General features: G+C 50.9%; 12 protein-coding genes. 3 read left to right on the top strand and 9 right to left on the bottom strand.

Features of this window, described 5'->3' with window-relative positions; genetic code table 11:
* Positions 1 to 31 precede the first annotated feature (31 nt).
* The 3 genes from ACMYR3_RS02640 to ACMYR3_RS02630 all read left to right on the top strand — a co-directional run bounded on the left by ACMYR3_RS02640 (position 32) and on the right by ACMYR3_RS02630 (position 2,333).
* The gene (locus ACMYR3_RS02640) at positions 32 to 931 is read left to right on the top strand and encodes a DUF692 domain-containing protein (protein WP_424194249.1); all 900 of its coding nucleotides are present in this window, start codon (positions 32 to 34) and stop codon (positions 929 to 931) included.
* Positions 918 to 1,766, top strand: coding sequence for a putative DNA-binding domain-containing protein (locus ACMYR3_RS02635; protein ID WP_424194247.1), 849 nt, complete (start codon positions 918 to 920; stop codon positions 1,764 to 1,766). The genes ACMYR3_RS02640 and ACMYR3_RS02635 overlap by 14 nt, the downstream gene beginning before the upstream one ends.
* A gap of 108 nt (positions 1,767 to 1,874) precedes the next feature.
* Complete coding sequence (locus ACMYR3_RS02630; RefSeq protein ID WP_424194245.1) at positions 1,875 to 2,333, top strand: DoxX family protein; 459 nt, start codon at positions 1,875 to 1,877, stop codon at positions 2,331 to 2,333.
* A 28-nt stretch (positions 2,334 to 2,361) separates the two neighbouring features.
* Here ACMYR3_RS02630 and ACMYR3_RS02625 read toward each other — a convergent pair whose 3' ends face one another.
* The 9 genes from ACMYR3_RS02625 to hemC form a co-directional block, all read right to left on the bottom strand.
* On the bottom strand, positions 2,362 to 2,604 hold the full coding sequence (locus tag ACMYR3_RS02625) for a hypothetical protein (protein WP_424194244.1): 243 nt from the start codon (positions 2,602 to 2,604) through the stop codon (positions 2,362 to 2,364).
* Positions 2,601 to 3,872, bottom strand: coding sequence for an isoprenylcysteine carboxylmethyltransferase family protein (locus tag ACMYR3_RS02620; RefSeq protein WP_424194242.1), 1,272 nt, complete (start codon positions 3,870 to 3,872; stop codon positions 2,601 to 2,603). Before ACMYR3_RS02620 ends, ACMYR3_RS02625 begins: the two co-directional genes overlap by 4 nt.
* An 82-nt stretch (positions 3,873 to 3,954) precedes the next feature.
* Positions 3,955 to 5,778: a Calx-beta domain-containing protein gene (locus ACMYR3_RS02615; RefSeq protein WP_424194240.1), complete on the bottom strand. Its 1,824-nt coding sequence runs from the start codon at positions 5,776 to 5,778 to the stop codon at positions 3,955 to 3,957.
* A 270-nt stretch (positions 5,779 to 6,048) separates the two neighbouring features.
* Positions 6,049 to 6,759 (bottom strand): hypothetical protein, encoded by a 711-nt coding sequence (locus ACMYR3_RS02610; protein WP_424194238.1) that lies wholly within the window; start codon positions 6,757 to 6,759, stop codon positions 6,049 to 6,051.
* Between the two features lie 219 nt (positions 6,760 to 6,978).
* Positions 6,979 to 7,506 (bottom strand): inorganic diphosphatase, encoded by a 528-nt coding sequence (gene ppa / locus ACMYR3_RS02605; protein ID WP_424194236.1) that lies wholly within the window; start codon positions 7,504 to 7,506, stop codon positions 6,979 to 6,981.
* Positions 7,507 to 7,568: 62 nt separating this feature from the next.
* Positions 7,569 to 8,783, bottom strand: coding sequence for a heme biosynthesis HemY N-terminal domain-containing protein (locus ACMYR3_RS02600; protein ID WP_424194234.1), 1,215 nt, complete (start codon positions 8,781 to 8,783; stop codon positions 7,569 to 7,571).
* A gap of 12 nt (positions 8,784 to 8,795) precedes the next feature.
* Positions 8,796 to 9,995 carry a uroporphyrinogen-III C-methyltransferase gene (locus ACMYR3_RS02595; RefSeq protein ID WP_424194232.1) on the bottom strand — a complete coding sequence of 400 codons (1,200 nt, stop codon included), beginning with the start codon at positions 9,993 to 9,995 and terminating at the stop codon, positions 8,796 to 8,798.
* A gap of 201 nt (positions 9,996 to 10,196) precedes the next feature.
* Positions 10,197 to 11,018, bottom strand: a complete 822-nt coding sequence (locus tag ACMYR3_RS02590; protein ID WP_424194230.1) for a uroporphyrinogen-III synthase — start codon at positions 11,016 to 11,018, stop codon at positions 10,197 to 10,199.
* Positions 11,015 to 11,974: a hydroxymethylbilane synthase gene (gene hemC, locus ACMYR3_RS02585; protein ID WP_424196323.1), complete on the bottom strand. Its 960-nt coding sequence runs from the start codon at positions 11,972 to 11,974 to the stop codon at positions 11,015 to 11,017. The genes ACMYR3_RS02590 and hemC overlap by 4 nt, the downstream gene beginning before the upstream one ends.
* Between the last annotated feature and the right edge of the window lie 28 nt (positions 11,975 to 12,002).

The raw sequence follows: 12,002 nt of genomic DNA, 5'->3' as shown, positions 1-12,002 counted from the left end.
ATCGCCATTGTCGTCATTGCCACCATTGCTTATGTCATCAGCCTCGCCTTTCCATCCTGTATCAAGCCTGCCCAATGGCGCTATAGGTATTGGCTGGCGACAACCGCACTATGCCCAGATTCTTGAACGGCAACCGCTACTCGATTTCCTCGAAGTCCACAGCGAAAACTTTTTTGCCGACGGTGGTGCCGCTCTGGCTACCTTGTTGCAGGCGCGCGAACACTACCCCATCAGTCTGCATGGGGTAGGATTGGGACTGGGTTCGATGCGGCCACAAGATAACCGTATCCATCTGCAAAAACTGGCGCGGCTGGTCAAGCAGATTGACCCCTGCCTCGTTTCAGAACACCTGTGCTGGGGTAGTCATGGCAGTCATCATTTCAATGATCTGCTACCCATGCCGATGACCAGAGCGGCACTCGATTTATTTGTCGAACGGGTTGATCATCTGCAAAATACCTTGCAGCGCATCGTGTTAATTGAAAACGTCTCGGCCTATCTGCAATTTGCCCAGGCCGATTACACCGAAACCGGCTTTCTGGCGGAGCTCAGTCAACGCAGCGGTTGTCAGATTCTGCTTGACCTCAATAATCTCTATGTCAATGCGCGCAACTTTGATCTGGATGCCCAAGCCATGCTGCATGAACTACCCGTCGCGGTGATTGGTGAAATTCATCTGGCCGGCCATAGCGTGACTGAGACCTGCCTGATCGACACCCACAGCACCACCGTTTGCGATGATGTCTGGCAACTCTACCAGGCCGCCATCCAGCAATTTGGTGCACGCCCCACATTGATTGAATGGGATAACGACATTCCAGCGCTGGATATTTTGCTGGGCGAAGCCCTGCATGCCAAGCAACTGGCACAATCCACCTTGCAGGCAAACCAGACGATTGATGCTTCATCAAGCCATCATGTCACGCTCTGATCCCCACAACGCCAGCCAGGCAACACTCGACGCCATGCAGGCGCTGTTTGCCCAGGCATTGAACGGCTTCAAGGATGCCACCACACTACTGACGCTGGCGCAGCAAGGTATCGAGCAGCAAGTTTGGGCCGGTGATGCTGCACTCGTGCAACAAAGACTGGCGCTGTATCGCGGCAATGGTCAGGCGGTCACACTGGCCGCGCTCAGGTTACAATTTCCGGTCGTGGCGCAATGGGTTGGCGATGATTTTTTTGAAGGCCTGGTGCGGCATTATCGCCATAGCCATGCCTCGCAAAGTGGTGATCTGGCCGAGCGTGGCAAAGACTTTGCCACCTTTCTCAAACAGTTTGGGCCAGTGCAACAAGACCCGCGCCTAGCTTGCCTGCCTGATCTGGCGCATTTGGAATGGGCCATTCATACTGCAGAAAATGCCGCAGATACGCAAGTCTTGAGCCTTGCCGAATTCCTGTCGCAGCATGCTCATGATCTGGCCGATCAGATGCTCCGATTGGCCGCTGGTACGCAACTGATTGAGTCGTCATACAGCATTCATGGTTTGTGGCGAGTGCATCAAAGCGACGAGCTCAGTGCTGGCTCACTCGATTGGTCGATACCCGAACAACTCGTCATCTTTCGACCGCAATTGCGGGTGGTGAACACGCTGTTAAGTCCAGCCGAATTTGCTTTTATTGCTGCCTGCCAATCTGGCCAGCCAATTGGCACAGCGCTCGAATTGGCATTGGATGCTGCGCAGGTAAGCAATGAGGCCAATGCTGAAGAATTCAATTTTCAAGCCAGTTTGTTGCGACTATTTGAAATTGGGCTCTTTGCATAATCCTGAAAAAAGATGAATCGCATGAGACAGGTGTAAGTTCTGGCTGACTCCTTCGACCAAACCAGACCAATCCAATTTCACTGAATGCTGATAAAAAAGGGAGTTACCATGTACTGTCTTCAATCTACGATTACCCGCCTATATACGCTGGGTGCCAATCTGGCCGATCGATTCCAGCCTGTATTTCTGCTGCTCGTGCGCTTGTATATGAGTCGCGTATTTTTTCTGTCTGGCCTCACCAAGATTCGCGACTGGGAAACCACCATCGCCCTGTTTACCGACGAATATCATGTGCCATTTTTACCGCCAGAAATCGCTGCCGCTGCTGGTGCCACAGGTGAGTTGGCCTTGCCCATTTTGCTGACGCTGGGTTTAGGTGGTCGCTTTGCCGCAGCTGGTTTATTTATGGTGAATCTGGTGGCAGTACTGTCTTACCCTGACATTGCCGAAGCCGCCAAGATGGAACACTTTTATTGGGGCGCAGCTTTTGTGATGTTGGTCGTATTTGGTCCAGGCCGCTATGCGGTGGATGCGTTCATCAAAGCACGGCTTGACAATAAGGCATAAAATCTTTTCACCACAAAGGCAAAAAGGCTCAAAGTTGAATCTGGTCCACACGGTTTGGCTTGAATCTTAATTGTTTATTGACCGCCAAGATGCCAAGGACACCAGGAAAAGCAGAATGGCTTGATACCATCTGCTTGACTTGGTACAGTACACTTATCTTTATTTCCACTTTGCTCTCGTGGTAAAACGGCGCTGCACCAACAGGATTTTTCTTCGAATCCTTGGCGTCTCTGTCCCTTTGTGTTTTGTGGTAAATAAATTCAAATTTCAAACTGGCGCTCGATACGCCGCATATCGCAACAAAGGTACTTTGCGTATCCAGCCAAACCAGCCATTTTGTTCAACCCACAAGGCATAGTCTACATAGACAGAGTCACGCGACAAATGACGCTCCTCAGTCTTGGCACGGAACAGATACACCAGATTCAAACCGAGCAATAACAGGCAATGTCGCAAGACTTCATCAGACCGAAAGTTAGCCACAAAAGGCACGGACACCAACCACCACGACAGGTTTTTGGCAATATAGGCTGGATGTTTGGTAAAACGATAAGGCCCGTTGGTGATGATGCCCCGATGCGTGAGATTGGAAAAGCGCGCGCCAAATACCACGGTGGCCCAAACATAAATCAAGACCAACAGCAAAATAACACTACCCCATAAACCATATGCCAATGGCGCGCTCCATAACCAGGCACCCCAGGCAAAACCGGTTTCATAATCCAGATATTGGCGCCCGATCAATGACCAAAATGGTTGATAACACAACAAGGCCACCACCCAGCCGCTCATGGTTGGCTCGGCTGAGCGCAATTGACTATCCGTCAATCGAAATGACATCAGATAGCTCATCGACACCCAACCGACATCAATAAAGAATAATGCCTTGTACAAGAAATCAAACCAATACTTGAAGCCCTGACTGAGCGTATTTAAATTCCACACCTGCAGGCTTGAAAGATCACTACAAAAATAAGTAAACATCAAAGGTACAAAAAAACCTTTGATCAACCAACCCAGCACATGCTGCAAGAGCATGCCACCATCGACCTCCTGCCAGCGCCCCAGTACCACCAACCCGGCCTGCCAATAACCATCACAAGGATTGATCTGGCGAGCATCCACAAAACGAAAATACGGTATCGCCAGCACCAGCCAGACTGGCACCAACCACGCCAACAGCAAATAATAGCGGCCATAGAAGCCACCACGATATTCTGGCGTCACCCAGTAAATGAATGCCAGCATGGCCAAGGTTGTCAGTAAACCCAGATACTTGATGCCAACTCGCGATGCCACCACATCACGACGTTGCCAGTCCATCCCCGTTGATTGACGCAAATAGATTTTTTGCCACAACAGATCAGGCACAAACACGCCAACAGCCGTCATCAACATCATGAACATGGCGTTATAGACCACCTCGGTAAAAGGTGGCAAGCACCGCACGATCGCAAAGGACAAGACAAAGCCCAGCAAGCCTGATGAAGCGACGAGTGGATGGGTGGCCGAATTGGGGCGGGTTATATAAGCAGTCATGTATTTAAATTTGCATGAGTATCGAGGTGCATTCTACAAATAAAAAACCCCGCCGAAGCGGGGTTTTTTACGTAACAACAGATTATTGCTGTACCCACAGACGGACGTAACTGTTAACTGGAGTACCGGTATCATTCAATACTTCTACAAAATAAATTCGACCTGCATTTTTGTAGACAAAGTATTTACCATTCCCAGCAAATGGTACTCGATTAGCATCCATACCAAAGTCATTCAGTACAGTACCTGCTGTACCTACTGCACCAGCAGGAATTGTCGATGGTGCACCACCATTAGTATATGTAGCCGTACCATCATTATTAAATGTGATCGTCTCAGTTGCAGTACCAGCACAATCTGCGGAAGATTTAAATGTCAAACCAACCAATTCAACTGCACTAGCAATTGGCGTTGTACCATCTACCAATACCAAGTTATCACTTTCAGTGCCAGCACTTGGCGCTGGGCAAAGTTGCAATGCATGACGATCATCACCTGCGGCAGAATCAAAGACGCTAAATCCACCTGTAGAAGTCACAGCACCAGATGTCCCAGCCAATGTCGTATCAACACCAGCCACATTAAAGTGAACAGAAGTAGATGGACTAATGCGTGGACGGCTCACAGAGGTAAAGCTAGTTGCCGAGAATTCCAAGTATGTTGAAACTGGCCATGCAGCACTCAATACATCAGTAATCGTTGTCGTACCAACAACGCTAGTACCAGAGATGCCTGCAACAGGTGCAACGGTCAATTTAACTGTTTCATTCCCCTCAACCAGAGTATCGCTAGCTGCGGCAATGCGAACTTTGAAATTTGCTGTACCGACAGGAATTGCATAAGTACCACCAGAAGCAACAGATGTCGATGTAGCAAAATTATCTTTGGATACCAACAGATTGTTGCTGTAATCTGCTGTAGCAGTCGCTGTAGAAGTACCACCACCCAAAGTCAAAGTCACTGAAGAAGCGGCTACTGTGGTTGCGCTCAAAGTTACTGTTGAGTCAATATTGGCACCCTCTGCACCACTTGGGCTGGACACAAATTGAATCACCGGCAGGTTGGTATTTTGAATGGTGATGGTAGAAGTCAATGCACCAGCACCAATATTGGTACCATCAGGTGTCAATGTCAGTGTTGCTGTTTCATCACCCTCAACCACTGCGTCAGTAGCCGTTACCAGGCGAACGGTGAAAGTCGTTGTGCCTGCTGGAACTGTGATGTTGCTACCACTAACCGCATTAAATGTTGTACCGCCATCAAAAGATACTTGCAGTGGCAAGGTGTAATCCGCTGCAGAAGTGGCAACATTCACCAAGTCGGCAGTCACGGTGGCTGTATTTAAAGACGCCTTATCTAGTGTGACCACTACATCAGCATTCTGACCTTCGGTCGCAGAAACATTAGGGGCTGTGGCAAGAACTGCGTTAACAGTGGAATTCTGAATCGTGATCGTTCTAGAAACATCATTGGTTGCCGCCGTACCCTCTAGATGAACTGTTATAGTAAAAGCTTCATCTGACTCAACGACATTATCAGCAAGTGCATGGACTCTGACTTGAACTGAAGTTGTACCCGTTGGAACTGTCACTTTGCCATCCGCACCAACGTCAACAAAATCAGTGCCGTTCAGTGAATACTGAATAGTTGATGAGTAATCACCGTTAGCTAATGTAGCGGAACCATCCGCCAGCGTCAGTGTAATTACTGCATCTGAAATTGTGGCTTTGTCAAATGTCACGCCGGCAGTTGCGTATGCACCTTCAACGACAGGAGAAAATTCAGCGACTGAAGAAATCACTGCTTGCACTGGTGCCGGAGTAGGAGTAGAAGAGCCACCACCGCCACAAGCTGATAAGCCAAGCGCAGCAACTGTAGCTGCCAACAATTTGATTTTAGTATTCATTTGATAAGGGTCCCCTGTTATCGGAGTTGATGAAAGAATTATTACAGGCGTTCATTTTAGTTACTAGTAAATATGGCCGGTGAGAAAAAATGCACTTTATTCAGTTGAATGCGTGGCTATTAACAATGTTTTTAGCTTGTGATGAATAACATCGCCACAAAACCAAAAGGCCCTGATGAGCCTATGCTATCAGAGCCTTTTGAGGAGACAGATTTTGCTATGTTGCCAGTGGGTCAGACTGACAATCAACACTAAGCAGACACAACAAGCTTATCTGGCGACATAGTAACCAACAATGCGCGTGCCATTCAGCTCCTGGCTTTCGGCGATGAAATAGAAAGTCTTGGAGGTATTGGTCGAAATATCGGTAGATACATATTTATAGAACCACAGGTGATCCAACGCAGTAGCCGTATTGAAAGGATCCGGCGTTGGCTGCCCATCCAGATTGGCCTTGATGGTATCCAACGTGATGCTGACTTTGTCGCCTTGAGAGTCAATATAGGTGGCAAAAAAATCCGTTCCCAAAGTGGGCATTGTTATAGCAAAAGTCAACGTGGCTGCGACTGCACAATCCTGATAATAGTCAAAGGTTTTACCAACCAGCGTAGCAACATCTGCAGAGCTCAATTTGGTGGCTGAAGCCGCTGTCAGAACATTTTTGCTCACGCCACTATCACATAATTGAATAACACCGGCTTCAGCCTGGCTCAACAGGGTATAGCTTGGAGCATTGGGTGTCTTGGATGATTTAGTCAGTTTGGGTGCAGCAACTGTACCGGAAATGACTTGAATATCATTGGCTGCCAGCGTAATGGCGTTAGCACCATCCAGCGTCAAGGTAGCGGGTTCTGCTGCCGCAGTAGTCGGCGTGGTGGCTTTATAAGCAGGAACAGACCAAATGAGAATGCCATCACCACCACCACCACAGGCAGTCAATATGGATAACAGAACAGCGGAGGCCAGTAGTGTGCGTTTCATAAAAATCTCCCAATTAATTCACGGTAAAGACAAATGTTAAATTTGCTTACTATTTTATAGAGGAGTCTATGACAAATCTTGTTCTCATAGAATCAGAAGACAACTAATTCGCATTTTTCCGACATTTATCTCTTTGAGCCAGACATAAAAAAGACCTCGCAAGCGAGGTCTTTTTTGAGTTACTCATTTTGAGTGACTGACTCAACCCTTGATTTTGAATCAGGGCTTGTAGTTTTTTACGCCATCCATGATTTCAACATGCGCGTCTTCAATGCCGCCCCAACCTTCAATCTTGACCCATTTGCCTTTTTCCAGCGCCTTGTATTGTTCAAAGAAATGCTGGATACGTGCTTTAAGGTGCTCTGGTACATCGCTCAACGCCTTGATATTGGCCGTCATTGGGCAAACCTTGTCGACCGGCACCACAACCAGTTTGGCATCCTGGCCTTTTTCGTCGGTCATTTTCAAAATGCCAACGGCGCGGCATTTAACGGCAGCACCTGCCAGCAATGGGAATGGTGTGATGACCAAGGCGTCAACGGGATCACCGTCACCAGCCAGCGTTTGTGGAATGTAGCCGTAGTTGGCTGGGTAACGCATGCCGGTACCGATGAAACGGTCTACCCACAAAGCGCCAGTTTCCTTGTCAACCTCGTATTTGACAGGATCGTGTTCTGCAGGGATTTCAATGATGACGTTGAAATCGTTAGGCAAATCTTTACCAGCTGGGATTTTGTCGAAGCTCATGATAATTATATGTAAGAGTTGATGAATACGAAAAATGGTGAAGAATGACTAGACTGGGCAGATTATAGCGGCTTGCTCTGTGCCGCCAAGCGGTAATGGATCAATGCAGTGTCAAGTTTGCCCTGTGATTCAAGCATTTCGGCCAATTCTGCGTGAGCCGAGCGCGCAATCTGTGGCAACAAAGCATCAATTTTCTTGGCAATATCCTTGCGCTCGGCCAGTGCAATGGCCATATCAAAATGCTTATTGGCTTTGCCCCACAACTGGATCAGCACACATAAACGCGCCATGGTCAGTTGTAGCGCAGCATCATCGGGATGGACTTCGAGCCAGCGTTCAGCCTGTTCAATCATCCCCTGCGGCTGATCACCGGCACAAGATACGTATTGCAATACCAGCTCGCTTTGCCAGTTTTGTCTGAGGGCATTTTCGAGAATATCTCTTGCCTCGCCAAATAACTGACCTTTGACCAGGGTGCGCGCTGCTGACAAAGCGATGAAAGGATCAATCCGATCCTCACTGGGCATATCTTTCCAGATGCGCTTGAGCGCTTCGCTGTCATGCTGACGTTCCTGAAACAGACTCTCATAAGCACGCCGCTTGATTTCAGTGGCCACCACCACATGCAACGCTTCCCGCTTGGCCAGCAAACGCACCAGTCGAATCACCTCTGACCAACGTGACAGTTGCTGATTGGCCTTGAGTGCCAAACGCAAGGTATGGATATGACGTGCGCCCTGGGACTGCAGTTGAGCAATCGCCGCCAACGCGGCGCTGGGCTGACGATTATCGACATGCAATTCGGCTTCGGTCACCAGCCGGGCAGTCTGTGCCTGCTTGTTGGTGACATGATTGAGCCAGTTCTGCTGACGTTCGTTTTCCTGCATGCGTTGCGCAGCCCGAGCAGCCAGTAAGGCAGCGACATCCTGATTGACGGGTAGATCGGCGGCAGTTGCACTGAGCCGTTCAGTACGCGCAAAGCGACCTTCAAAAAATGCCAGCAAGGACTCACGCAAAGCGGCATTGGCCTTGCGCTCCAGCTGACGCTGACGGTAATTGGCGACGCGCGCCGGCATATTCCAGGTAACGATGACGGAGCGAATCAGAAAATAAAACAGACCAAACAGCAGCAGCAAGGTCGCGGCAAACAAGCTCAGATTGATATCGACCCGATACGGTGGATAAAACAGTACGACATTGCCTTCATTATGTTGCAACAACATCGCCAAAATGGCGGCAAGGGCAAAGAGCAAGGCGCCCCAGATCAAGGTTTTCATGAATGATGATCCTTAATTGGTTTTTGGCTTGTAGCTGCGCACTGCGGCAAGGCTGTCCGACAAGCTGGGTAATTCGATGTTCACAATGCTGCTCTGAATTTGCCGCAGACCATTGACTACCACCGCCGTTTTGCGCGAGCCGGAATCAAAGTATTGTGAAATATCGCTCTGCGCTTTGGCCAGATCGGAACGGAAAGTTTTTTCATTGCGGGACAGCAATGCCAGACGCGCATTGAAAAGTCGCAGCTTGATATTTTCACGAATGAAAAAAGCCTGATCGGGCGAGGTATAGAGCGCATCCGGTTTTTGCACTTCACGCACACGTACCAGTTGCAAGACCTGATTGGCCGATTCGCGAGCAAACTGGCTGAGCCAGACTTTGACATGTTCAAACGGGCCCGGCACTACGTCTACGGCAACCTCGTTCGCGGCATTGGCGGCATCGCCCGTTTTACTGCTGCCCTTGCCTGCTTTGGCGATGGGCTTGCTGCTGGCTTTATCCCTGGCATCAACTGCAACTGGCCTGGCCTCCGGCTTGTTATCAGGCAACACGCTATCCGTCAGCATGGGCAGCACATCGACCTGATTGGCCAGTTCGTCAATCTGTACGGCCAGACCGGCCAGATCAAGCGCCGGCAAAGCCTTGAGTTTTTCAATATCGCGATTGATGGCGCGACGCATGGCAATGAACTGGGGTTTATCGCCATGAGACAAACGCATATCGGCATTGGCCAGTGCAATCAGGGCGCCCTGCACATTGCCCGACAGCTGTAATTGCTGACTGGCTGTCGACAATACTTGCTCCACTTCGGCCAGCGCCCACTCGTCACGATTGCGCGCCAGCTCCTGGTACATCTGCTCCAGTGCGGCCTGCTGACTTTGTGAATCGGTGATACGGCCTTCGAGCAAACCATATTTGGCCTGCACATCATTGAGGGATTCAAAAGCCTGTTTAGCCAGGGTTTTGGCTTCGGCCACCGAGGTATCGTTGGTTTGCTGACGCTTGGCCAGTTCGGTCTGAACATGATCAATGCGGGTATTGAGCGAATAGAACAGGTAAGCCAGCAGCACGACACCCACAATCAGCGCCAGAAACAGCAGATGCTGCAACTGCCGCAGGATGCGGGCAAAACGGTAACGATGAGGACTGGCGCGCAGAGCAGGCTCATGCGGCATGGGTTCGAGCTGGGTTGTCAATGGTGAAGATTCCAAGCGTAATCCCTGAGCAAAGTGGGAAGCATCAATGAAGCATAAACAGGGGGAAAACTGATTGTAGCGCCTTGCGGGACTTGTGGAATACTGATTCGTGCGCTGGTTGGCGCAATGTTCTGGTTTAGTACAACGCGCTGGTTGGCCTTATTGCTTTAGCGTTGCGGTGGCTGTCATACCGCGCCTGGTCAAGCACAGCATGCTTTACCGGGTGGCGCACAAAGCCGCCAGTAAACCTTCGTCGCCCGCCTCGGTCAATGTGCAGTTTTGAAAACCTGCCGCGCGGGCCACTTCCACAATCCGGCCATGCGGCATGTAGAGCTGCATGGTGGCTTGCAATTGATTGAAGTCCAGCTCGGGTTCGCCCCAGCAAATTTGCCGGATCAGATCAACAAAATGGCGCACGCTCTCAGAGCTGGTAATGGTCCAGATCACGGCCTCGCCAGTGTTTTGTTGCAACAGGCGCAACAAGGCCACATAGCGCACGGTATTGAGTTTGGGCGCATGGCGCTGATAGGCTTCCACCAGGGTGACGTCAGCACCGTCAGCGCGCAGGGTATCGGCCAGCCATTCACGGCCGCTATTGCCGCGCACGATCAAAAACCGTTTGCCTTGCAAACTGCCAAAGCGGGCCGATAAATCCTGATAGAGGGTTTCCGAATCAAAGCGGCTTTGTGGCGCAATGATGTCGGGGCTCGTCATAAACTGCGGATGCGCACCGGCAAAAGCCTGTACCGCAGTCACGCTGCCCGGCCCCATCACCGCTATGGGCAAATGGTTTGGCCAGATGGAACAGGCGGCGGCACGCAAATGGGCTGGCGTTAAGGCATGAGCAAGCGCATTGGGACTGACAAAGACCACGCAATCAAACTGTGCCAATTGCGCGAGTGCAGCCTGCAAGTCAGCCGGATCATCGGTTGGCTCAATATCGAGCAGTGGAAAGATTGCGGGCGTGAATTGCTCGGCACGCAAGGCATTGGCCAGTTTATCGGCCTGCCCGATTGGGCGAGTGACGACAACAATCATGCGAGTGCGTCCAGAATAGCCTGTGCACCTTGCGCAATCAATTGGTCAGCCACTGACTGACCCAAGATGCGGGCTGCCGCAGCGTCATGGAGCGCGGCACGTGCTTCGGCCTTGATGACCTGCTTGCCATCGGTGGCAGCTACCATGGCCTGCAAAACCAGTTCACTACCCTGCCAATGGGCATGTGCAGCCAGCGGCACGGAGCAACTGCCGCCCAAAGCGAGTGAAACCTGGCGTTCGGCTGCGACCGCCAGCAAGGTGGCTGGATGATTGAGTGGTGCAAGCCAGGCGGCCAGTTCGGGACGGTTACTGACAATTTCAATCCCCAAGGCGCCCTGGCCGGCGGCGGGCAGACTGTCGGCCAGCGATAAATGCGCGGCAATCCGCGCACTCAAACCCAAGCGCTTTAAGCCAGCGGCCGCGAGCATGATGGCGTCGTACTCGCCCTTGTCGAGCCTGCCGAGGCGGGTATCGAGATTGCCACGCAAGGGTTGGATGGTGAGCTGCGGATAAGCAGCACGCAATTGCGATTCGCGGCGCAGACTGGAAGTGCCCACCACGGCACCGGCTGGCAATTGCGCCAGTGCGGTGTAGCGTGGCGAGACCAGTGCATCGCGCGGATCTTCACGTTCCATCACTGTCGACAGCGTCAATCCCTCGGGCAGCACCATCGGCACATCCTTTAAGGAATGCACCGCCAGATCGGCGCGACCTTCGAGCAAGGCGGCTTCCAGTTCTTTGACAAACAAGCCTTTGCCGCCGACTTTGGAAAGCGTGCGATCCAGAATCTGGTCACCCTGGGTGGTCATACCCAAAATGCTGACCGCGCATTGCGGATAAAGTTGGCGCAGGCAGGCAGCCACATGTTCGGCCTGCCACATGGCAAGGCGCGATTCACGCGAGGCAATAACGAGTTGTTGAGGAGCGCTGAAAGTAGGAAAAGTGGATGCAGTCACAATGGCGTCATTCTTAAAATCGGTAGCG

Origin of the sequence: Ampullimonas aquatilis, from assembly GCF_049675895.1 — a bacterium.
In the GTDB taxonomy this organism is placed as follows: Bacteria; Pseudomonadota; Gammaproteobacteria; order Burkholderiales; family Burkholderiaceae_D; genus Ampullimonas; species Ampullimonas aquatilis.
The sequence above is the reverse complement of the archived record's forward strand: the minus strand, read 5'-3'. Positions and strand labels throughout refer to the sequence as shown.

Excerpts from the sequence above, each read along its gene's own strand:
- ACMYR3_RS02620 (WP_424194242.1), bottom strand. The coding sequence starts at position 3,872 with ATGACTGCTTATATAACCCGCCCCAATTCGGCCACCCATCCACTCGTC.
- ACMYR3_RS02590 (WP_424194230.1), bottom strand. The coding sequence starts at position 11,018 with ATGATTGTTGTCGTCACTCGCCCAATCGGGCAGGCCGATAAACTGGCC.
- ACMYR3_RS02600 (WP_424194234.1), bottom strand. The coding sequence starts at position 8,783 with ATGAAAACCTTGATCTGGGGCGCCTTGCTCTTTGCCCTTGCCGCCATT.
- ppa (WP_424194236.1), bottom strand. The coding sequence starts at position 7,506 with ATGAGCTTCGACAAAATCCCAGCTGGTAAAGATTTGCCTAACGATTTC.
- ACMYR3_RS02640 (WP_424194249.1), top strand. The coding sequence starts at position 32 with ATGTCATCAGCCTCGCCTTTCCATCCTGTATCAAGCCTGCCCAATGGC.
- ACMYR3_RS02615 (WP_424194240.1), bottom strand. The coding sequence starts at position 5,778 with ATGAATACTAAAATCAAATTGTTGGCAGCTACAGTTGCTGCGCTTGGC.
- ACMYR3_RS02635 (WP_424194247.1), top strand. The coding sequence starts at position 918 with ATGTCACGCTCTGATCCCCACAACGCCAGCCAGGCAACACTCGACGCC.
- ACMYR3_RS02630 (WP_424194245.1), top strand. The coding sequence starts at position 1,875 with ATGTACTGTCTTCAATCTACGATTACCCGCCTATATACGCTGGGTGCC.
- ACMYR3_RS02610 (WP_424194238.1), bottom strand. The coding sequence starts at position 6,759 with ATGAAACGCACACTACTGGCCTCCGCTGTTCTGTTATCCATATTGACT.